The organism is Mesorhizobium sp. MC2-1-1, assembly GCF_057597255.1.
In genome coordinates this window covers 3,643,113-3,664,267 of sequence record NZ_CP195205.1, presented here as the reverse complement: position 1 = coordinate 3,664,267, position 21,155 = coordinate 3,643,113, and the positions used below count along the sequence as shown (strand labels likewise).

General features: G+C 65.4%; 20 protein-coding genes. 8 read left to right on the top strand and 12 right to left on the bottom strand.

Annotated elements, in window-relative coordinates; genetic code table 11:
- Positions 1-139: 139 nt before the first annotated feature.
- The 3 genes from ACR64R_RS18120 to ACR64R_RS18110 all read right to left on the bottom strand — a co-directional run bounded on the left by ACR64R_RS18120 (position 140) and on the right by ACR64R_RS18110 (position 2,900).
- Positions 140-1,495, bottom strand: coding sequence for a glutamine synthetase family protein (locus ACR64R_RS18120; protein WP_487357701.1), 1,356 nt, complete (start codon positions 1,493-1,495; stop codon positions 140-142).
- Positions 1,496-1,602: 107 nt separating this feature from the next.
- On the bottom strand, positions 1,603-1,803 hold the full coding sequence (locus tag ACR64R_RS18115) for a hypothetical protein (RefSeq protein WP_487357700.1): 201 nt from the start codon (positions 1,801-1,803) through the stop codon (positions 1,603-1,605).
- A 314-nt stretch (positions 1,804-2,117) separates the two neighbouring features.
- On the bottom strand, positions 2,118-2,900 hold the full coding sequence (locus ACR64R_RS18110) for an SDR family NAD(P)-dependent oxidoreductase (protein WP_487357699.1): 783 nt from the start codon (positions 2,898-2,900) through the stop codon (positions 2,118-2,120).
- A 216-nt stretch (positions 2,901-3,116) separates the two neighbouring features.
- Here ACR64R_RS18110 and uxuA point away from each other — a divergent pair, with 216 nt between their 5' ends.
- On the top strand, positions 3,117-4,301 hold the full coding sequence (uxuA, locus tag ACR64R_RS18105) for a mannonate dehydratase (RefSeq protein WP_487357698.1): 1,185 nt from the start codon (positions 3,117-3,119) through the stop codon (positions 4,299-4,301).
- Between the two features lie 65 nt (positions 4,302-4,366).
- On the opposite strand, the gene atzF is transcribed toward uxuA, so the two are convergent.
- Genes atzF through ACR64R_RS18065 form a run of 8 tightly spaced genes read right to left on the bottom strand, consistent with a single transcriptional unit; the run spans position 4,367 to position 12,692 of the window.
- Positions 4,367-6,199: an allophanate hydrolase gene (gene atzF, locus ACR64R_RS18100; protein ID WP_487357697.1), complete on the bottom strand. Its 1,833-nt coding sequence runs from the start codon at positions 6,197-6,199 to the stop codon at positions 4,367-4,369.
- Between the two features lie 35 nt (positions 6,200-6,234).
- On the bottom strand, positions 6,235-6,546 hold the full coding sequence (locus tag ACR64R_RS18095; protein WP_487357696.1) for a cupin domain-containing protein: 312 nt from the start codon (positions 6,544-6,546) through the stop codon (positions 6,235-6,237).
- Positions 6,539-7,207, bottom strand: a complete 669-nt coding sequence (locus ACR64R_RS18090; protein WP_487357695.1) for a cysteine hydrolase family protein — start codon at positions 7,205-7,207, stop codon at positions 6,539-6,541. Before ACR64R_RS18090 ends, ACR64R_RS18095 begins: the two co-directional genes overlap by 8 nt.
- A complete protein-coding gene (locus ACR64R_RS18085; RefSeq protein WP_487357694.1) occupies positions 7,207-8,739 on the bottom strand; it encodes an ABC transporter ATP-binding protein in 1,533 nt (510 codons plus the stop codon). Before ACR64R_RS18085 ends, ACR64R_RS18090 begins: the two co-directional genes overlap by 1 nt.
- Positions 8,740-8,749: 10 nt before the next feature.
- Positions 8,750-9,451, bottom strand: a complete 702-nt coding sequence (gene biuH, locus ACR64R_RS18080) for a biuret amidohydrolase (protein WP_487357693.1) — start codon at positions 9,449-9,451, stop codon at positions 8,750-8,752.
- A gap of 40 nt (positions 9,452-9,491) precedes the next feature.
- A complete protein-coding gene (locus tag ACR64R_RS18075; RefSeq protein ID WP_487357692.1) occupies positions 9,492-10,418 on the bottom strand; it encodes an ABC transporter permease in 927 nt (308 codons plus the stop codon).
- Positions 10,418-11,542, bottom strand: a complete 1,125-nt coding sequence (locus tag ACR64R_RS18070; RefSeq protein WP_487357691.1) for an ABC transporter permease — start codon at positions 11,540-11,542, stop codon at positions 10,418-10,420. The genes ACR64R_RS18075 and ACR64R_RS18070 overlap by 1 nt, the downstream gene beginning before the upstream one ends.
- 22 nt (positions 11,543-11,564) lie before the next feature.
- A complete protein-coding gene (locus ACR64R_RS18065) occupies positions 11,565-12,692 on the bottom strand; it encodes a BMP family ABC transporter substrate-binding protein (protein ID WP_487357690.1) in 1,128 nt (375 codons plus the stop codon).
- 336 nt (positions 12,693-13,028) lie between these two features.
- Here ACR64R_RS18065 and ACR64R_RS18060 point away from each other — a divergent pair, with 336 nt between their 5' ends.
- The gene (locus ACR64R_RS18060) at positions 13,029-13,682 is read left to right on the top strand and encodes a GntR family transcriptional regulator (RefSeq protein ID WP_487362477.1); all 654 of its coding nucleotides are present in this window, start codon (positions 13,029-13,031) and stop codon (positions 13,680-13,682) included.
- Here ACR64R_RS18060 and ACR64R_RS18055 read toward each other — a convergent pair.
- Positions 13,660-14,472: a LuxR C-terminal-related transcriptional regulator gene (locus ACR64R_RS18055; RefSeq protein ID WP_487357689.1), complete on the bottom strand. Its 813-nt coding sequence runs from the start codon at positions 14,470-14,472 to the stop codon at positions 13,660-13,662. The genes ACR64R_RS18060 and ACR64R_RS18055 overlap by 23 nt on opposite strands.
- 117 nt (positions 14,473-14,589) lie before the next feature.
- Here ACR64R_RS18055 and ACR64R_RS18050 point away from each other — a divergent pair, with 117 nt between their 5' ends.
- From ACR64R_RS18050 to ACR64R_RS18025, 6 genes are all read left to right on the top strand, one after another.
- Complete coding sequence (locus ACR64R_RS18050; protein WP_487357688.1) at positions 14,590-15,726, top strand: ABC transporter ATP-binding protein; 1,137 nt, start codon at positions 14,590-14,592, stop codon at positions 15,724-15,726.
- Entirely contained in the window at positions 15,707-16,870 is a 1,164-nt protein-coding gene (locus ACR64R_RS18045) for an ABC transporter substrate-binding protein (protein ID WP_487357687.1), read from the top strand. The genes ACR64R_RS18050 and ACR64R_RS18045 overlap by 20 nt, the downstream gene beginning before the upstream one ends.
- A gap of 77 nt (positions 16,871-16,947) precedes the next feature.
- The gene (locus ACR64R_RS18040; RefSeq protein WP_487357686.1) at positions 16,948-17,811 is read left to right on the top strand and encodes an ABC transporter permease; all 864 of its coding nucleotides are present in this window, start codon (positions 16,948-16,950) and stop codon (positions 17,809-17,811) included.
- Entirely contained in the window at positions 17,811-18,623 is an 813-nt protein-coding gene (locus ACR64R_RS18035; protein ID WP_487357685.1) for an ABC transporter permease, read from the top strand. Before ACR64R_RS18040 ends, ACR64R_RS18035 begins: the two co-directional genes overlap by 1 nt.
- A gap of 11 nt (positions 18,624-18,634) precedes the next feature.
- A complete protein-coding gene (locus ACR64R_RS18030; protein ID WP_487362476.1) occupies positions 18,635-19,396 on the top strand; it encodes an SDR family NAD(P)-dependent oxidoreductase in 762 nt (253 codons plus the stop codon).
- Between the two features lie 388 nt (positions 19,397-19,784).
- A complete protein-coding gene (locus tag ACR64R_RS18025; protein WP_487357684.1) occupies positions 19,785-21,155 on the top strand; it encodes a glutamine synthetase family protein in 1,371 nt (456 codons plus the stop codon).

Below are 21,155 nucleotides of genomic sequence, written 5' to 3'. Positions count from 1 at the left end.
GATGACTTGTCCTTGTTCTTATCGGGCGGTCACCGGATGCTCAAGTTGACGTGTCTAGTCTAGCGTTCGAGAACCGCCGAACCTTCATCGACGCAGACATCGCCTGTGGCGTCTTGACGAGGCGCCGGGTCCACCAACCTCAAACGCTCTCGAGATAGGTCTCGATCTCGAAGTCGCTGACATTCAGCGCGAACGTGTTCAACTCCTGGCGCTTGCAGGCGACGAAGGCGTCGCGCAGCACGTCCGGGAAGATCTCGGCAACACACGGACCGGCCTCGAAGGCGGCGATTGCGGAGGCCCAGTCGGGCGGCAGCTTGGCGAGCGTCAGCCCCTGTCCCTCGCCGCCGGTCGGCTCGCCAGGCGAGAGCTGGCGCTCGATGCCGATCAGCGCCGCGCCCAGGATCGCTGCCAGCACCAGATAGGGATTGGCGTCCGCGCCGGAAACGCGATGCTCAATGCGCCGCGCGGCCGACGGTCCGCCCGGAATGCGGATCGCCACCATGCGGTTCTCGTAGCCCCAGGCGACGGCGGTCGGCGCGTAGGAACGCGGCCGCAGGCGGCGGTAGGAATTGAAATGCGGGGCGAACACCAGCGTGCTTTGCGCCATCGCCGCAAGCAGGCCGCCAACCGCGTGACGCATGGTGTCGGAGCCTTGGTCGGAGCCGTCGTCGAAGATGTTGCGGCCATCCTTGTCGAGCACGCTGAAGTGGACATGGAAACCGTTGCCGGCGCGTTCGCCGTAAGGCTTGGCCATGAAGCAGGCGGCGAAGCCATGCTTGCGGGCAATCCCCTTCACGGTGCGCTTGAAGAGCACCGCATCGTCCGCGGCTCGCAGGGCATCGGGCACATGGTTCAAATTGATCTCGAACTGACCGACGCCGTTCTCGGCGATCGCGGTGTCGACCGGAATGTCCTGCATGCGGCAGGCTTCGTAGATATCGTGGATGAAGGCCTCGAAATCGTCGATCTCGTCGATCGAGAGCGCGGCATCGGAATCGAGGCGCCGCCCGGTGACCGGCGAGACGGGGCCGACGGGACGCTGCGATGTCGGATCGACGAGGTAGAATTCGAGCTCGGTCGCAGTGACGGGCGTCAGGCCGAGCGCTGCATAGCGGTCGAGGATGCGGGCCAGCGCGCGGCGCGGATCGCCCAGATAGGGCGCGCCGCTGTCGTCCGCCAGCCAGAGCGGCAGAAGCGCGGTCGGCTGGGCCGTCCAGTTCACCGGTAATATGCCGCGCCCGGTCCAGTGACAAAGTCCGTCGGCGTCGCCGGTCGAGAACACCTGGGCGTTGCCTTCGATGTCCTCGCCCCAGATATCGAGGCCGATGGCCGAATAAGGCATGCGCAGCTTGCCTTCGAGCGCCTTGCGCGCCTGTTCGACCGGAATGCGCTTGCCGCGCATGATGCCGTTCAGGTCACACACCGCCGCCCGCAGGCTCTGGATGTCCTTCCTGCTTTCAAGCCAATTCAAGACGTCCGCGATTGCATCGCTCAATTTCCCGCCCCTGATTTTAAGGTGCTGTAGCCCTTGCAGGCTACGATATCCATTTTCAGCTTGTGAGTTTATGAGGGCCGCGTCGGCTGTCGCCGAATGGCTTTCCTTCATTTTTTCAGGTCACCAGCTGGGATATCGGGCGGCATTTCAGGTCCGTTCTGCACGATCTGCGATCGCAACATATCGGCATGGCCCGTGAAAGCCAAGCCGGATTCTGCGGAGATCATCGGCACCTCGACGTTGCCCTTCGGCATCGGGCTCAGCGCCCCCGGCGCCTGCAGCCGTATGGCGGCGCTGCGCACCGGCATGTCGCTGGCGCCGAGTCCTTGGCGGGCTTGCGCGATGTCAGCCTCTGGCCGGGCTGGAGCTGGCCCGACATAGGGTCCGCACGAGCTCCACATGGACTTTCTCATGCAGTGGGACAGTATCGACAGCGGTCGGTCCGAACTGCGCTCTGTCGGCCATTGGCGGCGTACTTCATTGGTCCTGGAATCGGTTTCGTCGCCCTATTCGCCGACGTGATGCGTGGGCGGCAGGTTCGAGCTGCACGATAGACGGTCAACGCGCGCCGCCGCAAGCGAGGGCAGGGCCGGCTTCCCCATCCGGTCCGGTGGGTCGGCAGTCACCTGACGCCGATGCCCGCCAAAAGGCCGCCGTCTATTCTGTAATCGGCACCGGTGCAGAAGCTTGCCCTGGAAGAGCACAGGAACGCGATCAGTTCCGCCACCTCTTCCGGTTCGCCGATGCGGCCGATCGGATGCGCTTCGCCGAAGCGTTTGAAGGCCGCTTCTATATCCGCGTCGGGATCGTCGGCGCGCGCGGCGCGCTCGAGGATCGGGGTGCGGACAGATTCCGGGCTGACGGAGTTCACGCGGATGCCATTCCTGGCATAGTCGAGCGCGAGGGACCGGGTCAGCGTGTGAATCGCGCCCTTGGTGGTGGCGTAGGCGGCGACATTCTCCTGGCAGGCATGGCCCTGCACCGAGGCGACGTTGACGATGGCGCCGCCGCCGCGCTTGATCATTTCGGGAATGCCGAAGCGGGCGGTAAGGTAGATCGACCCGACATTGACCGACATCGCCCTGTTCCAGGTCTCGAAATCCGTCGTCGTGGCGGTGCCGTAGGGATGCACGGCCGCCGAATTGACGATGACGTCCAGCCCGCCGAATTTCTCGACGCCGGCGGCGATTGCCTTCTCGACCTGGTTCGGCACGGCAACATCCGTGACCAGCACGAGCGCGGCGGCGCCGGCGCGATCGAGCACGGCCTCCAGCCTGGCGTTGGCGCCGGCATCGATGCCAAGCGCAATGATCGCGGCGCCGCCCTCGGCGAGACGGCGCGCGGTTGCCTCGCCGATGCCCGTCGTTCCCGTGACGAGGGCGACCTTGCCGTCGAAATCGTTCATGGACAAACTCCTGCAATGATGGACGAAAGCGCCCGTCGGTAGGTTCATCGCAAGGGCTGCGATCACCCGATTTGACTGCCATTGTCGTCCGACAATATGGTTGATCGCAAGCTGAAGCGCATCGCGATCTTTCAGATTCGCTAGGCATTTGATTTTCGCATGTCTTTGTCCCGAAACCGGTTTCCATTTTCGGGAGACATGATTTGAGAGGCAGTCATGGAACAATGCTGGCGCTGGTACGGTCCGAACGACCCGGTCACGCTCGATCACATCAAGCAGGCGGGCGCTACGGGCATCGTTACGGCGCTGCACAACATCTATGACGGCAGCGCCTGGCCGCTCGACGCCATCCTGGAGCGCAAGCGCATCATCGAGGCAGCGGGCCTGGCCTGGTCGGTGGTGGAGAGCATTCCGGTCCACAACTCGATCAAGACGGGAACGCCCGAGCGGGAGCGCTACGCTGGCTGGTACAGGGACACGATCCGGGCCTTGGCCAAGGCTGGCATCTCCACCATCTGCTACAATTTCATGCCGGTCGTCGACTGGACCCGCACCGATCTGATGTACCGGCTGCCGACCACCGGCTACGCGCTGCGCTTCGATGCGCTCGACTTCGCCGCTTATGACGTCTTCGTGCTGAAGCGGCCGAACGCCGAGGCAAGCTACAGCCCGGCGCGGCTCGAGGAAGCGGAAGCGCGGCTGAAGACACTGAGCAACGACGACATCGACAGGATAGAGCGCAACCTGATCGCCGGCCTGCCGGCCACCGAGCGCACCTATAATCGCGAAACGATGCGCGACGCGCTCGCCGACTATGCCGCGATCGGCCCGGCCGAACTGCGCGCCAACCTCGCCTGGTTTCTGAAGGAGATCATCCCCGCGGCCGAGGAAGTCGGCGCGCGCATGTGCATCCATCCCGACGATCCGCCGTTCTCGCTTTACGGCCTGCCGCGCGTGGTCTCCACCGCCGCCGACGCGCGCTTCATCCTGGGGACGGTCGACAGCCCGTCTAACGGGCTGACCTTCTGCACAGGCTCCTACGGCGTGCGCGCCGACAACGATCTTGTCGCGATGATCGAGGAATTCGGACCAAGAATCCATTTCGCGCATCTGCGCAACGTGACGCGCGAAAAGGACGGTTCCTTCTACGAGGCCGAGCATCTGGAAGGCTCGACCGACATGGCCGAAGTCATCCTGGCGCTGATGAAGGAGGAGAAGCGCCGGCGCGAGGAGGGCCGGTCCGACTGGCGCATCCCGATGCGGCCCGACCATGGCCATCTGCTTGCCGACGACATCGGCAAGACGAAGATCAATCCGGGCTATTCGCTGATCGGCAGGCTGAAAGGCCTTGCCGAATTGCGCGGCATCATGCGGGCGGTGGAGCGGTTCAAGCTGGCCTGATGTGAATCGTCGGCCCGTCCGTGGAATGGGCTCCAACCCGTCTGGCGCACCGATGCGCGCCCTGGTCAATTGGCGGGAACGCGTTCCAATTGTCGTTGAACGGCGTTCGTGCTGCTGACGTAGCTGCGCCAGCCGCCATATGCCGAAATGTCCGTGGCCGCTGCCAGGCCGGCGGTCTCGGCCAGGAACCCCTTCGCCGAGGTGCCGTCGTCGAGCTCGATGGTGCCGATGCCGAGCGGCGGCGGGATGGCGGCTACGAAACGGCCGAAGGCGTCGGCGCAAAGGCGCCAGACCTCGACCTCGATGGCGGCGCCGCCGCCGCCGACCCGGACAAGTCCGGGCTTGGGCGGGGTTTGGCCGGCGAGCTCATAGAGCCTGTAGGAAGGGGCCGTCCGTGCCGACCTGCAGAAGCGCGCGCCGGCCTCTTTCAACTGGCCGTTGAGCGGCATTCCCGAAAGATGCGCGCCGACCACCACCAGCTCGATCGTGCCGTCCTCGGCCGCTGCGCCAGCAGGCCGCGCGCTCGACTGCCGCCATCCGGTCGCGCCGAGCGCGAAACCGCTCGCCGCATGGAGATCGCGCGCCACCGCCGCGACGAGGCCGTCGTGCCCGGCGGCCGCCAGCAGGGTCACGCTCATCGGCAGGCCGTCGTCGCGCGTGCCGGCCGGCACGGCGATCCCGCACATGTCGAGCAGATTGACGAAGTTGGTATAGGTGCCGAGCCGGCTGTTGGTGGCGATCGGATCGGCAAGCACGGCGTCGACGCTGTAGTGCGTCGGCGCGGTCGGCACGCAGAACAGGTCGACGGAGGCGATAACCGGAGCGAGCCGTGCCTTGTAGGCCTGCAAGGCATAAAGCCCGCGAAAAGCGTCGGCGGCGGACAGGTTCCTGGCACCGCCGATGATCCTGCGCGTCACCGGATGGAGGGCCGCTTCGTTCGCCTCGAAGAAATCGCGGACCGCGGCATACCGCTCCGCCACCCAGGCGCCCTCATAGAGCAGGTCGGCGGTGGCGTAGAAGTCGCCGAACGGGATTTCGACAAGCCTGACGCCCAGCGCCTCCAGGGCGGCGAGAGCTGCCTGGTAGCCGGCCTGCATCGAAGCGTCGCCGAAGAACCTCAGATCGGCCTTTGCCGGCACGCCAACGGTCAGCACCGGCTGGCGGGCGGCGAGAGGCTGGACGGCGACCAGGCGCGAATAGGGATCGGCCGCATCGTGCGCCGCGGCGACCGAGAACGCGGTATAGGCATCGTCGACCGTCAACGCAAAGACCGAGACGCAGTCGAGCGTGCGGCAGGCCGGCACGACGCCCGTTGCGGACAGTGCGCCGACCGTCGGCTTCAGCCCGACAATGTTGTTGAGGCCGGCGGGAATGCGCCCCGAACCGGCGGTGTCGGTGCCGAGCGCGAAGGAGACGATACCGCGGGCCGTCGCAACGGCCGACCCCGACGAAGAGCCGCCCGGCACCAGTCTCGGATCGATCGCATTCTTTGGGATCGGCCAGGGCGTACGCACTCCGACCAGGCCGGTGGCGAACTGGTCGAGATTGGTCTTGCCGACGACCAGAGCGCCCGCGGCCCTGAGCCGCGCCACCACGGTGGCATCGCCGGCGGGCGTATAGGCAAATTCGGCGCAGGCGGCCGTGGTCGGCATGCCGGCGACATCGATATTGTCCTTGACGGCGAACGGGATGCCCCAGAGCGGCTTGGCCGCGGGATCGAACGGGCCAAGCGCTTCGGCCTGCGACAGCAACTGCGCTCTCGTCGCAAGGTGGATGAAGATGCCGGGATCGCCGGCGGCCTCGATGCGGGCCAGCACCGTGTCGATCACCTCGGCTATGTCGGTGCCGGCCCGGTAGGCCGCGTGCAGGCTGCCGATGTCGAAGCGGATATCGCTCATTTCGTCTCCCCCAGAATGACCACCGGCAGGTCCCATTAAATCAGTACGACACAGCCTCCATCGGTCCACACCGAATGCTCGGTGCCCACCGGATTGAGGATCACGCTGCCCGCGGGATAGTTCCCGTTCTCGTCGCTCTGGATGCCATCCAGCACGACGATGGTTTCCAGCCCGGCATGGCGATGGCGCGGCACGCCGGCGCCCGGTTGATATTTGAGGACGGCGACCGATGGTTCGACCGGCCCGCCCCTGAGAAGCCAGTTGACCGTGACGCCGTCGCGGAAAGGCTCGAACGCCAGATCGCGCCAGCCGCCGTCGGCGAGGCCGGCAAAGGCAAGATTAGGCATTCGCAATTCCCTCGAGCACCTGGTCGGTCGTCGCCGTCCAGCCGACGATCGCGCCCTGCGCCCGGATCATGGCGAGCGCGGCGGCCTTGAACTCGGGAAAGTAGCTCTCCGTCGCATCCTCGGCGACTAGGCATTCGTAGCCGCGGTCGTTGGCCTCGCGCATCGTCGTCTGCACGCAGACTTCGGTCGTCACGCCGGCGAAGACCAGTTGGCGGGCGCCGATACGCTTCAGGTCGTCGCCGAGGCCGGTGGCGTAGAAGGCACCCTTGCCGGGCTTCTCGATGACGATCTCGCCCGGCAGTGGCGCGAGCTCGTCGAGGATCGCCGTGCCCGGCTCGCCCGCGATCAGCACGCGCCCCATCGGACCGGCATCGCCGATGCGGATCGACGGGTTGCCGCGGTCGCGCTTGGCGGGCGGCAGGTCGGAAAGGTCGGGCCTATGGCACTCCATGGTGTGGATCACCGGCAGGCCGGCAGCGCGAAAGCCTTCGATCAGCCGCTTCACCGTCGGCACGATCGCCGTGACCCGGCTGACATCGTTGCCAAGGCTGGCGCCGAACCCACCCGGCTCGGCGAAGTCGCGCTGCATGTCGATGACGATGAGCGCCGTCGTCTGAGGCCTGAAAGCAAAGGCGAATGGCAGTGCGTCGATCTCCGCCATCAGTGGTGCCCCGCCATGTGCTCGCCGATCGTCTGCACGCTCGCCTGCGCGATCGGCGTCTCGTAGACCAGCGCGCCGTCGGACATGACGAGGATTCGGTCCGAGAGCTCTAGGAGCTCGTCGAGGTCTTCGGACATCAGGAGCACCGCGGCGCCGGCGTTGCGCGCCTTCATGATGCGGGCGCGGATTTCGGCGACGGCGGAGAAGTCGAGGCCGAAGCATGGATTGGAGACGATGAGCAGGTCGACTTCGCCGGTCAGCTCGCGGGCAAGCACGGCGCGTTGCACGTTGCCGCCCGACAGCGAAGCGATCGGCGAGGAGAGCGATGCCGTCTTGACCTTGAACTGCTCGACCAGGCGGGCGCTGAAAGCCTTGATGGCGCCGGCGCTGATCCAGCTCACCGGCCTGCCATTGCCGTCCACGTCGAAGGTGCGGAAGGCGATGTTCTCGGCGACCGTCATCCTTGGCGCGCAGGCGTTCTTCAGCGGCTCCTCCGGGATGAGGCGGACATTGAGCGCGCGCGCTTCGGCGCGCGTCGCCGCATAGGCGGTGCCGCGCACCATCACCTCGCCGCCATTGCGCGGCCGCTGCCCGGCCAGCACTTCCAGGAATTCCTTCTGGCCGTTGCCGGAAATGCCGGCGATGCCGACGATCTCGCCGGAACGCACGCCGAGATCCGCGATATCGATCGACTTGAGGCCGGTGCGGTCCGGCGCTTTCAACGCCTTCACCTTCAGCACGATCTCGGCGTCTGGCTTCGGCTCGGCGCGGCTGTCGAGCGTCGCGATCGGCTGGTCGCCGATCATCATCGCCGCCATCTGCCTGTGCGAGAGATCGGAGACCTTGCCGGTTCCGGTCAGCCTGCCCTTGCGCAGCACCGTGATATCGTCGGCAAATGCCGTGACCTCGTGGAACTTGTGCGAGATCATCAGCACGGTGAGGTCGCCCGCCTTGGTCATGCCGCGCACAAGGCCAAGCACTTCCTGCGCCTCTCCCGGGGTGAGCACGGATGTCGGCTCGTCCAGCACCAGGAAATTCCGGCCTAGATAAAGCTGCTTGATGATCTCCAGCTTCTGCTTCTCGCCGGCGGCAAGCTCTGCCACCTTGACGTCGAGCGGCACCTTGAACGGCATGCGTTCCATGAATTGGGCGAGCGCGCCGCGCTCCCTGCGCCAGTCAATGACGCCCGGCACCTTCTCACGCGAGATGACCAGGTTCTCGGCGCCCGTCAGCGAAGGCACGAGCGTGAAATGCTGATAGACCATGCCGAGGCCGAGCGCCGAGGCATCCCTGGGGCTGGCGATCGCGACCTGGCGCCCGTCGACCAGCATGTCGCCCGACGTCGGGTGGTAGAAGCCCATCATGCATTTGACCAGCGTCGACTTGCCGGCGCCGTTCTCGCCGAGCAAGGCATGGAACGAGCCCGCCGGTACCTTGATGGAGACATCGTCCAGCGCCATGAAGGCGCCGAAGCGCATGGTCATGCCGATGGTCTCGGCGCCGATCGCCTTGCCGTGGGGTCTGCTGCTCATCGCTGGTTCCTCACGGGAGTTGGGCGACGAGCGTGGTGGAATTCGAAACCGCGCCGAACACGCCGCCCTGCATCTTGATCATCTTGATCGCCGCCAGATGGTTGCCGTAGTCGGTCGCCCCGCAGCAATCCTCCAGCATCACGCATTCGAAGCCGCGGTCGTTGGCCTCGCGCATGGTGGTGTGCACGCACACATCGGTGGTGATGCCAGTGAGCACGATGTTCTCGATGCCGCGCTGGTTGAGGATCAGCTCGAGATCGGTGGCGCAGAACGAGCCCTTGCCCGGCTTGTCGATGATCGGCTCGCCCTCGGCCGGATAAAGGTCGGGGATGATGTCCCAGCCCGGCTCGCCGCGCACCAGGATTCGCCCGCAGGGGCCGGGGTCGCCGATGCCGGCATTGATGCGGCGCGAGCGCCAGCGCTTGTTGGCGGGCAGGTCGGCAAGGTCGGGGCGATGGCCCTCGCGCGTGTGGATGATGGTGTAGCCCTTGGCGCGCATCGCCGACAGTACCGACTTGATCGGCTCGATCGGCGCCCGGACCAGAGACAGGTCGTAGCCCATGTGGTCGACATAGCCGCCAGGCCCGCAGAAATCGGTCTGCATGTCGATGATGATCAGCGCCGTGTTGTCCGGCCGCAGGTCGCCATTATAGGGCCAGGGATAGGGATCGGCGTCGATGTAGCGCTGGGTGATCTCGGCTCTGGCGTTCATGGCGAAAACTCCGGTCTAGGCGGCGGTTCCGATGGGATAGTCACTTGGTGAGCGACAGTTCGCCGGGAGCGCCGGCGAGCGTGCGGCTCGGCGACGAAGTGGCGATCATGATGAGGAGGGTGAGGATGTAGGGCGCGGCATAGAAGAGGTAGTAGCCTTGCGTTACGCCCACCGACTGCAGCGCCGGGCCGAGCGCGCCGGCGCCGCCGAACAGGAGCGCGGCGGCGAAGCAACCGAGCGGGTTCCAGCGCGCAAAGATGACCAGCGCAACCGCCATCAGCCCCTGGCCGGACGAGATGCGCTCGGTCCAGCTGCCGGGATAGTAGAGCGACAGATAGGCGCCACCAATGCCGGCCAGCGCGCCGCCGACGCCGGTGGCCAGCAGGCGCACGGTGTTGGGGTTGAGCCCCATGGCGCGGGCGGCGTCGGCGCTGTCGCCGACCACGCGCACGATCAGGCCGATGCGCGTGTTGCGGAAGGCCCACCAGAGGAAGACGGCGAGCGCGGCGCCGATCAGGAACAGCACGTTGACGTTGAGCGCCGCCTGCACCTGCGGGATGTCGGACCAGCCGCCGAAGGGGATCGCCGGCAGATCGGGCGCCGAGGGCTGGATGAAGGGCTTGCCGAAGAAGAAGGCCAGCCCGGTGCCGAACAGCATCAGGGCGATGCCGATGGCGATGTCATTGACCTTAGGGAACTTGCAGATCCAGCCATGGAAGAGACCGAAGCAGAGGCCGGCGGCGGCTGCTGCCAGAAGGCCGAGCCATGGCGAGTCGGTCATCACCGCCACCGCGTAGGCGCTCATGGCGCCGAACACCAGTGTGCCCTCGAGACCGAGATTGATGCGGCCGGAGCGCTCGGTGATGGCTTCGCCGAGCGACACGAAGATGAAGGGCGTGGAGACGCGGATGGCGCCGCCCAGCATGGCGAGCGGCACGCCCCATAGCCCGATGTCGGTCGCCTCCATCAGGTGTTCCTCTGCCAGAGATCTGGATTGAAGAGCTTGAAGCGGCCGTAGAAGGTCTCGCTGAACAGGATGACGATGAAGAGCATGCCCTGCAGCACCAGCACGGTTGCGTCGGGCAGGTCCATGCGGCGCTGGATAAGGCCCCCGGACGCGTCAATGCCGCCAAGCAGGATAGCGACGGGGACAATGGCGAGCGGATTGTGGCGGGCCAGGAAGGCAACGAGGATGCCGGTATAGCCGTAGCCAGCGGCAAGCGAGCCGTTGGCGCTGCCCTGCACGGCAGCGACTTCCAGCATGCCGGCAAGACCGGCAAAGCCTCCGGCCAGCGCGGTGAAAGCGACGATCAGCGGCCCGACGGCAAGGCCCTGGACCTGCGCGGCCCTGACATTGCCGCCGGCGATGCGGGCGGCGAAGCCCCAGCGGGTCTTCTCGATCAGCAGCCAGGAGAGCACGCAGGCGAGGACGCCGACGACGAGGCCCCAATGCACCTCCATGCCCGGTATGTCGCCGACCCGGTAGATGTCGGCCAGCGGCTGGGTCGAGGGCTTGTTGAGGGAAGCCGGATCGCGCAGCGGCCCTTCAACGAGATGGTTCATCAGGGCGATGGCGATGTAGGCCATGAGCAGGCTCGAGATGGTCTCGTTGACGGCGCGGTAATGACGGAGCGCGCCGACGGCACCGATCCAGATGCCGCCGGCGGCTGCGCCCCCCACGCCCATGAGAAGGATGACTATTGAAGCCGGCGCGCCGTTCAGCGCCACGCCGATGGCGGCCGCGGCGACGCCGCCCAGTACGATCGCGCCCTCACCGCCGATGACCACGAGGCCGAGGCGCGCCGGCAGCGCCACGCACAGCGCCGCAAGCAACAGCGGCGCTCCGCGAGACAGCGAGTTCTGGATCGAGAACCAGGAGCCGAAGCCGCCACGCCACATCGTCGCGTAGAGCTGGAGCGGCGACTTGCCGACAGCCAGGATGAACAGGCTGAACAGCACCATGCCGGCGATCAGCGCCGCGAACGGAATGACGAAAGCCTCGGCCCGCCTGGCGATCCATTCGAGCGCCGCCCGATATCCCCGCGTATCGAGGATGGTCCGCACGTCCGGGCCGCTCACCGTGTCCGTCATCGTCTCGTCTCCCTCGGCCTGCTCAGGCGGTCGAGCCGACGACGCCCTCGACGAGATAGTCCATGCTTTCGAGCTCGATGGCGGTCTCGGCGAAGGCCTGGCCTTCGGTCGCCACGACGACGCCCTTGTTGCTCTTCAGCGGTCCCTTGATGACCGAGAAGCCGCCCTTCATCATTTCGGCCAGCGTGGCGTCGAACTGCTTGCGCGCCGGTTCGCCGACGGCGGGGCCGAGCGGGCTCATCTTGACGAAGCCGTCGGCCAGTCCGCCGCGAGTGAAATTGGGCAGCGGCTTGCCGGCGATGAGGTCGTCGACGAACATCTTGTAGACCTTTGCCCAGTTCCACTCCGCGCCCGTCAGGTATTTCTCCGGCGCCAGTGGGCTCTGGTTGGCGTGATAGCCGCAGACGAAGGCGCCGCGTCCGGCGGCGGTCTCGACCACCACCTTGGGGCTGTCGACATGGCAGGTGATCACGTCGGCGCCCTGGTCGACCAGCGCATTGGTGGCCTCGGCCTCCTTCACCGCCAGCGACCATTCGCCGGTGAAGATCACCTGGCAGGTGATCGCCGGATCGACCGAGCGGGCGCCGAGCAGGAAGGAATTGATGTTGAGCAGGACTTGCGGGATCGGCTTGGCGGCGACGAAGCCCAGTTTCTTCGACTTGGTGGCATGCCCGGCGACGACGCCATTCAGGTACTGGCCCATGCCGATATAGCCGAAATAGGAGCCGGCGTTCATCGGGTGCTTGTCCTTGTTCCACATGCCGCCGCAATGGCGGAACTGCACGTCGGGGAACTTGGCGCACATGGCCAGCATATGCGGGTCGAAATAGCCGAAGGAGGTCGGGAAGATCAGTGAGGCGCCGTCGAGATTGATCATCGATTCCATAGTCTTCTGCACGTCGACCGTCTCGGGGACGTTCTCTTCCTCGACGATGGAGATGCCCTCGATGCCCTTCAGCGACGCCGCTCCCTCGGCATGCGCCTGGTTGTAGCCGTAGTCGTCCTTCGGGCCGACATAGATGAAACCGACGGTCGCGGCGGCGGCGCGCGCCGCGCGGATCGGAAAGGCTGCCGAGGCCAGACCGAGCGCCGCTCCGGCGGCGGAGGTCTTGAGCAGGTCGCGGCGGCTAAGCAGGAATCTGGCGGTCATATCGAATGCTCCCCTTTCTTGGACCCCGGTCGGGTCGTTTGACGTGCTGTCAAGAAAGTGCATGCAATCGTTGTGCCAGTTCCTCAGCGTCGTTTTCTATAATAAAATCAATGGACGAATTTAGAAAGATTGCATAAACGAAAGGCAAGTGCATGCACTTTTTGCCCAGTTAGTGACCAATTTGACATTGAGATTAAAATATAGGCATACAGGGCGTGACCTTGAGTCGAAACAGCCCGTGGGCCGTCCACCCTTGGGCTTGCCTGCGAATAAACTGACGGAGGAGGCGTGTCGGGAAAGCGCGGCTTGGTCAGGTCGGGAACGACCGTGGATCAGATGGTGAGGGCGATCGCGGACCGCATCGTCACGGGCTATCTGCGCCCCGGCGAAAGGCTCGACGAGGTCTCGCTCGCAGCCCGCTTCGACGTTTCGCGCACGCCGGTCCGTGAGGCGCTCGGCCATCTGAGCGCCATGGGGCTGGTCGAAAGGCGGCCCAACCGGGGCGCGATCGTCGCCGTGGTGACACAGGACCATCTCGCCTCCATGTTCGAAAGCATGGCCGAGCTGGAAGCGATCTGCGCGCGTTTCTCGGCCGAGCGCATGACCGGCGCCGAGCGCCGCTCCCTGGAGATGGAGCATCAGGCTTCGGCGCGGCTGGTGCAGCTTCGCGCCGAGGAGGACTACGAATATTTCAACACCGAGTTCCACAGCAGGCTTTATCGCGGCGCCCACAACGCGCATATCCATGACCTTACGGTGATGACCCGCAGCCGGCTGGCACCGTTCCGGCGCGCGCAGTTCATGCTGCCGGGCCGGCTGGCCAAGTCCTGGCATGAGCACGATCTCATCGTCACCGCGATCATGCGCGGCGACGGCGCGGCGGCGGGCAAGGCCGCCAGGGATCACGTCTCGATCGTCAGCGAGGCGAGCGCGGTGTTCGCGGCCCCCGATCCAGCGCCTCCCGCGCTCAGCCAATCCGCGCGTCGATGATCTCGACGAAGCGCGCGAAGAGGCCGGCCTGCGACTTGATCTTCAGCTTGCGATAGATGTTGCGTCGGTGAACCTTCACGGTCCCTGGCACGATCCTGAGCGCCCTGGCGATGGACTCCGTGGAATGGCCCTGAAGCACCAGGTCGACCACCTGTTTTTCGCGCGATGTCAGCGACAGGCTCTTCCAGATATGCGCGCGGTCGAGCTCGTTGGCCGTCGCGATGGTTTCGCCGGAAGGCTGGGCCGCGATCTCCTCGGCCGGCAAAGACGGCCAGCGCAGCTTGCACAAGCCGATCACCGCCGGCGCCATGTCACGCAGCAGCCTGGCATCCGCTGTTCCGAACGGGCCTGAGGCGCGCAGCCGCATCAGCGACAGCACCAACGCGTCCTTGCCGGCCAGCGGCACGAAGAAGCCGACTTCCTCGGCGAGGCGGGTCTGGCTGTAGTAGGAGCGGTAGTATTCGCTGGCGTAGAAGCGATCGGGCGCCAACTCGCGCATGCGCCAGAAACCTTCCTTGCGCTCGACGGCGGCGTGATGGAACGGGTCAAGCAGATAAGGCCCCTCCTGGTAGAGCGCGACGAAGATGTGGCTCTCCGCCGGCGAGAAGGTTTCGAACAGGAGCGGCGGCCTTGATGCGCCGCGATAGCCGAAGATCACGCAGTGGTCGAAGCGCACATGTCCGCGCAGCCAGCCGACGATCGCCTTGCCGAAATGGTCGCCGCCGGTCTCCCGCGTGGCGGCGATCACGGCAGCCAGAGCGTTGTAGTCATCACTGCGGGAGGCGGCCATCCATACCCCTCTGAACGATAAAATCAGCCAAATATACCACCTGCGAGGTATATACTAGGTACTGTTGGCTCTGCTAGCGTCACGACATTGCCTCACGCTGTCGCTGGAGCCCGTGGCTTGACTGCAGTGCCCGATATCGAATTTCGCGCGGTCACCAAGCGCTACGGCGCGGTCACCGCGGTCAGCGGCATCGACCTTGCCATCCCGCCTTCCGCTTTCGTCGCGCTGCTCGGCCCCTCCGGCTGCGGCAAGACGACTTGCCTGCGCATGATCGGCGGCTTCGAGCAGCCGAGCGAGGGCCAGGTGCTGATCCGCGGCCGCGACATGGCCGGAACGCCGCCCTACCGGCGGCCGGTCAACATGGTGTTCCAGCAATATGCGCTGTTCCCGCATCTCGATGTCGAGGAGAACATTTCCTACGGGCTGCGCCAGGCGAGGCCGCGGCTGTCGTCTCGCGAGATTTCCGCGAGGGCGGGCGAGGCGCTGGCCATGGTGCAGCTCGCCGGCTACGGCCGCCGCAAGATCCACGAGCTTTCCGGGGGCCAGCAGCAGCGCGTGGCGCTCGCCCGCGCGCTGGTCAACAAGCCGGCGGTGCTTCTGCTCGACGAGCCCCTGGCCGCCCTCGACAAGAAGCTGCGCACCGACATGCAGATCGAGCTGCAGAACCTGCAGCGCGAGATCGGCATCACCTTCGTGCTGGTCACCCACGACCAGGAGGAGGCGCTGTCGATGAGCGACTTCGTCTGCGTCATGAATGGCGGCCGCGTCGTCCAGCTCGGCCAGCCGAGCGAAATCTATGACGAGCCAGCCGACCTGTTCGTGGCGGATTTCGTCGGCAAGACCAATCTCCTGAGCGGCAAGGTGGCGGGTCTTTCCGGCAACCTCGTCGATGTCGCGCTCGCCGACGGCACGGTGATTTCGGCGCGCAAGCGGGTGCCGCTCAGCCGGGGCGAAGCCGTATCCGTCAGCCTGCGGCCGGAATCGCTCAGCCTCTCGGCGCCCGGGAGCGGCAGCCTGAAAGGCATCGTCCGCAACCGCATCTTCCTGGGCTCGACGGCGGAATACGCGATCGAGGTCCAGGGCATCGGATCGCTGCTCGCCAAGGCCGACCACGTGATCGGCCAGGGCAACCTCTTCAAGCCGGGCGAACCCGTCGCCATCGGCTTTGCCGCCGGAGCGCCGCTGGCGTTTCCGCAACCCAAGAACAACGGGACCAACCAGAGGGAATACCAAAATGCCGAAATCCTATCGTGACGGACTGCCAATAAGCCCCGATAAATTCGTCGACCAATTGATGCGCCTGAAGCGCGGCTCGATCAGCAGGCGCGACTTCCTCGGCCTGACCGGCCTCGGCGTCGCGACCGCGGTCATGGCGCGCGAGCTCGGCATCATGCCGACGCCGGCCTTTGCCGCCGAGAATCTCGGCGACCGCATGTCGATCGCCACCTGGCCGAACTACCACGACCCGCAGACCTTCGAGAACTTCAAGGCCGAGACGGGCGTCGCCGTCGAGGTCAACGTCTTCGGGTCGAACGAGGAGATGTTGGCCAAGCTGCAGGCCGGCGGCTCGGGCTGGAGCCTGTTCGTGCCGACCAACTATACCATCTCGACCTACAAGAAGCTTGGCATCATCGAAGCGCTCGACATGGCCAAGCTCGGCAATTTCGACGGCAAGTCGGAGGATGCGCGCTTCACCGCCGAAGGCACCATCGACGGCACGATCTATGCCGTGCCGAAGAACTGGGGCACGACCGGCTTCGCGGTCAACACCAAGAAGCTCAGCAAGCCGATGTCGAGCTGGAAGGAGTTCTGGGATACCGCTATGGCCGAAGGCGACGGCCGCACCATGGTGCATGATTACCAGCTCACCACGATCGGCAACGCGCTGAAATATTACGGCTACTCGTTCAACTCGCTGAAGCAAGACGAGCTCGCCAAGGCAGAGGAACTGCTGCTCAAGGTCAAGCCGCATCTGTTCGCCGTGTCGAGCGACTACCAGCCTGGAATGCGCGCCGGCGATGCCTGGATGACGATGTGCTGGACCAATGACGGGGCGCAGCTCCATCGCGACATTCCCGAGATCGCCTACGTGCTCGGCAAGGAAGGCGGCGAGATCTGGACCGACTTCTACGCCATCCCTAAGGATGCGCCGAACAAGCCGGCCGGCTATGCGCTGCTCAACTACCTGATGAACCCGAAGGTGGCGGTGAAGGAGCATCTGGCCAATGGCGCGCCCTCGACTGACGCGCGGGTCAACGCGTTGCTGCCGAAAGAGGTGCTCGACAACCCGATCCTCTATCCGGCAGCCGATTTGTTGAAGCCACTCGAGTTCGGCGCCGCCGCGACGCTTACTGATCCGGGCCGCGCCGAGCTGATGGCGCGCTTCAAGTCGGCTTGAGCGAGACCGGCTACGAACCCGATCAAGACAATGCGACCGGCGGACGAAAGTCCGCCGGCTCCCAACCGGCTTTCCCGATGCGCGGCAGTCTCTTTCGCAAAAACCTCGTGACGGCGCTGCTGCTCGCCCCGGCGGCGCTGTGGCTGGTCGTCTTCCTGGTGCTGCCCTTTGTCGCCATCGCCATCTTCAGCGTCGGCGAGAGGGCGCCGGAGGGCGGCTATCAGGCGGCACTGACTTTCGCGCAATACGCCAACCTGCCGGCGCGGGCGACCGCCTTCTGGAACACGATGGTGCTGGCGCCGATCGGCGCGCTGGCCTGCCTGCTCGTCGCCTATCCGGTCGCCTACTACCTGGCGCTAAAGGCGCCGCAGCGCTGGCGACTGATCCTCCTCGCGCTGATCGTCATTCCGTTCTGGACCAGCCTTCTGATGCGCACCTATGCCTGGATGTACATCCTCGGCGGGCGCGGCATTCCGGCCTTGCTCGCCTATGTCGGCATCGAGGATCTGCGGTTGATCAACACCCCGGGCGCCGTGCTGCTCGGCATCGTCTACGGCTATCTGCCGCTGATGATCCTGCCGATCTATGTCAGCCTGGAGAGGCTCGACCGGCGGCTGCTGGAAGCCTCCGCTGATCTGGGTGCGACACCATTGTCGACCTTCCTCGGCGTGACGCTGCGGCTGTCGCTGCCAGGTGTGACGACCGGCTTCTCACTGGTGATGATCCTGCTGCTTGGCGAATACCTGATCCCGACGCTGCTTGGCGGCGGCAAGGTGTTCTTCATCGGCAACGCGCTGGTCGATCTCTTCCTGCAGTCGCGCAACTGGCCGTTCGGATCGGCCATCGCCATCACGTTGGTGCTGGTCTCGGTCGTGGTGCTGCTCGTCGCCAATCGCATCTCGACCCGGCTTTCGGGCGCACGCCGGGTGGATCTGATCTGATGCGCGGTTTCGTCCTCGCCGTCTTTGCCTTCCTCTATATGCCGATCGCGCTGGTGGTGCTGTTCTCCTTCAATGCCGGCCACCATGCCAGCGAGTTCACCGGCTTCTCGGTGCAATGGTATGGCAAGGCGCTATCTAACCCGTTCCTGGTCGAGGCGCTGAAGAACAGCCTTTTCATCGCCACCACCAGTGCTCTGCTCGCAGCCTTCTGTGGCACGGCGGCGGCCCTCGGGCTGCAGCGCGTCGGCGTGCGGACAAGGGCGCTCTTCGATGCGTTGCTGGGCGCGGCGATCGTCGTTCCGGGCGTCGTCATCGGCATCTCGACGCTTGTGGCGCTGGTGCAGCTCTTCGCCGTCGTCAACCCGTTCCTGGCCGAGTTGTGGCCGACCGACCAGCCCCCACGGCTTTCGCTGGGTTATGGCTCGATCATCGCCGCGCACGGGCTGTTCTCGATGGCGCTGGTGACGATGATCGTCGGAACGCGGCTCGCGAGCCTCGACCGCAACCTCGTCGAGGCCTCGAGCGATCTCTACGCCACGCCGCTAACGACGTTCCGCTCGATCGTGCTGCCCCAGATCATGCCGGCGGTGATCGCCGGTTTCCTGCTCGCCTTCACCTTCTCGTTCGACGATTTCATCATCGCCTTCTTCGTCGCCGGCGCGCAGACGACCTTGCCGATCTACGTCTTCGCCTCGATCCGGCGCGGCGTGACGCCGGAGATCAACGCCATCGCGACGATCGTGCTTTGCGCGTCGGTCCTGCTCGTGCTTCTGGCCCAATGGCAGCTCGGGCGTCGGAAGCCATCGCCTTGAAAGACAGATCCATGATCCTGAAAAGCCGTATCGCCGTGGTGACGGGCGCCGGGTCGGGCATCGGCCGAGCCGGCGCGATAATCATGGCCAGGGAAGGGGCGCATGTTGTCATCGCCGACCGTGATCCTGCGGCCGGCGAAGCCACGGCCTCCGTCATCCGCGAGGCCGGCGGCCGCGCCGAGGCTGTCGCCACCGACGTCGGCAACGATACGGCGGTCGAAGAGCTGATTGAGGGAACGCTCGGCAGGCATGGCCGCATCGACATCCTGCACAGCCATGCCGGCATCCAGGTCGGCGGCACGCTGACGGAAGTGGGCACGGACGGCATGGATGCCTCGTGGCGCATCAATGTGCGAGCGCAATTCCTTGCAGCGAAGACCGTGATGCCGGCGATGATCGCGCAGGGTGGCGGCGTTATTCTCAACACGGCGTCCAATTCCGGCGTCTTCTACGACCGCGAGATGATCGCCTATGCGACGTCCAAGCATGCCGTGGTGGCGATGACCCGTCAGATGTCCCTCGACTATGCCCGGCATAATGTGCGCATCAACGCGCTCTGCCCCGGTTGGGTCGACACGCCGTTCAACGAGCCGTTCATCGCCCAGATGGGCGGGCGCGATGCGATCGAGAACTATGTGCGGACCAAGATCCCGATGGGGCGCTGGGCGAGCGCGGATGAGATCGCCGAAGCCATCCTGTTCCTCGTCTCCGATCGCTCCTCCTTCATGACCGGCCAGGCGCTCGTCGTCGACGGCGGCGAGAGCATCGGCTGAGATGTCTTTGGCAAACGGCCTTGCGCCGGAACCGAGGATCGGTCAAACGTTCAAGTCCCATTCCTCGACGAGACCCGTCATGCAAGCTCCAGAGCAGCGATATCGCGAAAGGCATCCGATTTCTGCCTGCGGTATTTCGTTCGCGTGCGCGGGGTATCGCTGATCATGCGCTGCTGCCGCTTCGAGAATCTGCAGCGCGCGGAGGAGACGAAAGTCGGATCGCATGTCGTTCGCGACGGCTGGACCGAAGGGGTGCAATGCGCGCTCCACCCGGCCCTCGAGCCGGCCATCAGGCGGGCGTCCGTTCTCGGATAACGCAGATTAGATAAAGCCCTACCGAAACGGACATGCCCGCCGAAGCGATTTCTCCTTCGTACGGACATGACCAATGCCTGACAATCAAGACTCTTCATTCGCCGGCGCGGACACGCAGAGCTGGCTGAGAACGCATGCGATCAATGAGGTCGAGTGCCTTGTGCCCGACGTCAACGGCGTGCTGCGCGGCAAGACCCTGCCGGCGGGCAAATTCCTGAAGTCGCTCGACGATCGGGCGCTCTATCTGCCGAGCAGCGCCTTCCTGGTGGCGATCGACGGCCGCTATTCCGGTTCCATCGACGAGGGTTTTGCCTATTCGGATCCGGACATGCGCATGGTGCCGGACATTTCCACGCTGTGCGTAGCGCCCGGCAGCCCCGGCAGGGCCTATGTCTTCGCCGACGCCTTCCACATGGACGGCCGGCCCTGGATGGCGTCGCCGCGCCACGTGCTGAGAGCCGTGCTCGACCTCTACTGCCAGCGCGGCTGGCGCGCTGTGGTGGCGCCGGAGCTCGAATTCTATCTCACGGCGCCGAACCCTAACCCCGACCAACCTTTGACCGCGCCGGTCGGGCGCAACGGCCGGCCTGAAAGCGTGCAGCATCCCTATGACATGCAGGCGCTGGAGGAGTTCGAACAGGTGACGCGACGCCTCTACGAGTATGCCGCGACCGCCGGTCTGCCGCTGGACACGCTGATCCATGAATCGGGCACGGCGCAGCTAGAGATCAATCTCCTGCATGGCGATCCGCTGGCGCTGGCCGACAAGGTGCTGCTGTTCAAGCGCCTGGCGCGCCAGGCGGCACAGGCGAATGGCATGCACGCCACCTTCATGGCCAAGCCGATCGCGGCGCAGGCCGGCAGCTCGATGCATCTGCACATGTCGATCGTCGATGAAGCGGGCGAACCCTTGTTCGCCGGCACGGACGACGAGGACACCGGGATGTTCTCGCAGTTCATCGGCGGCCTGCAGAAATACATCCCTGAAATCATGCCACTGTTTGCGCCCAACGTGAATTCCTACCGGCGCATCCGGCCGAACCACAGCGCGCCGGCCAATATCGAGTGGTCGCATGACAACCGTTCCTGCGGCCTGCGCGTGCCGATGGGCGGGCGCGCCGCGCGGCGAATCGAGAACCGTCTTCCGGGGGCGGACGCCAATCCCTACCTTGCCATGGCCGGCTCGCTGATCGCCGGCTATCTAGGCATCGAGGAGAAGCTTGCGCGCTCGCCGGAAGCATTCGGCAATGCTTATAAGAGCAAGAGCACATTGCCAAAGACGATGGAGGAAGCGCTCGACCGCTTTGCCGCTTGCGAGCCTGTGCAAGCGCTGCTCGGCGAGGATTTCTTCCAGACCTATCTGCGCGTGAAGAGCGTCGAGCTCGACCTTTTCCAGAGCGTCGTGACGTCCTGGGAACGCGACCATCTGCTGCTCAAGGTGTGA

What these genes read in the sequence shown, in the direction of transcription:
- ACR64R_RS18115 (WP_487357700.1), bottom strand. Translation starts at nt 1,803, where the DNA reads ATGCCGGTGCGCAGCGCCGCCATACGGCTGCAGGCGCCGGGGGCGCTG.
- ACR64R_RS18110 (WP_487357699.1), bottom strand. Translation starts at nt 2,900, where the DNA reads ATGAACGATTTCGACGGCAAGGTCGCCCTCGTCACGGGAACGACGGGC.
- uxuA (WP_487357698.1), top strand. Translation starts at nt 3,117, where the DNA reads ATGGAACAATGCTGGCGCTGGTACGGTCCGAACGACCCGGTCACGCTC.
- atzF (WP_487357697.1), bottom strand. Translation starts at nt 6,199, where the DNA reads ATGAGCGATATCCGCTTCGACATCGGCAGCCTGCACGCGGCCTACCGG.
- ACR64R_RS18095 (WP_487357696.1), bottom strand. Translation starts at nt 6,546, where the DNA reads ATGCCTAATCTTGCCTTTGCCGGCCTCGCCGACGGCGGCTGGCGCGAT.
- ACR64R_RS18090 (WP_487357695.1), bottom strand. Translation starts at nt 7,207, where the DNA reads ATGGCGGAGATCGACGCACTGCCATTCGCCTTTGCTTTCAGGCCTCAG.
- ACR64R_RS18085 (WP_487357694.1), bottom strand. Translation starts at nt 8,739, where the DNA reads ATGAGCAGCAGACCCCACGGCAAGGCGATCGGCGCCGAGACCATCGGC.
- biuH (WP_487357693.1), bottom strand. Translation starts at nt 9,451, where the DNA reads ATGAACGCCAGAGCCGAGATCACCCAGCGCTACATCGACGCCGATCCC.
- ACR64R_RS18075 (WP_487357692.1), bottom strand. Translation starts at nt 10,418, where the DNA reads ATGGAGGCGACCGACATCGGGCTATGGGGCGTGCCGCTCGCCATGCTG.
- ACR64R_RS18070 (WP_487357691.1), bottom strand. Translation starts at nt 11,542, where the DNA reads ATGACGGACACGGTGAGCGGCCCGGACGTGCGGACCATCCTCGATACG.
- ACR64R_RS18065 (WP_487357690.1), bottom strand. Translation starts at nt 12,692, where the DNA reads ATGACCGCCAGATTCCTGCTTAGCCGCCGCGACCTGCTCAAGACCTCC.
- ACR64R_RS18060 (WP_487362477.1), top strand. Translation starts at nt 13,029, where the DNA reads ATGGTGAGGGCGATCGCGGACCGCATCGTCACGGGCTATCTGCGCCCC.
- ACR64R_RS18055 (WP_487357689.1), bottom strand. Translation starts at nt 14,472, where the DNA reads ATGGCCGCCTCCCGCAGTGATGACTACAACGCTCTGGCTGCCGTGATC.
- ACR64R_RS18045 (WP_487357687.1), top strand. Translation starts at nt 15,707, where the DNA reads ATGCCGAAATCCTATCGTGACGGACTGCCAATAAGCCCCGATAAATTC.
- ACR64R_RS18040 (WP_487357686.1), top strand. Translation starts at nt 16,948, where the DNA reads ATGCGCGGCAGTCTCTTTCGCAAAAACCTCGTGACGGCGCTGCTGCTC.
- ACR64R_RS18035 (WP_487357685.1), top strand. Translation starts at nt 17,811, where the DNA reads ATGCGCGGTTTCGTCCTCGCCGTCTTTGCCTTCCTCTATATGCCGATC.
- ACR64R_RS18030 (WP_487362476.1), top strand. Translation starts at nt 18,635, where the DNA reads ATGATCCTGAAAAGCCGTATCGCCGTGGTGACGGGCGCCGGGTCGGGC.
- ACR64R_RS18025 (WP_487357684.1), top strand. Translation starts at nt 19,785, where the DNA reads ATGCCTGACAATCAAGACTCTTCATTCGCCGGCGCGGACACGCAGAGC.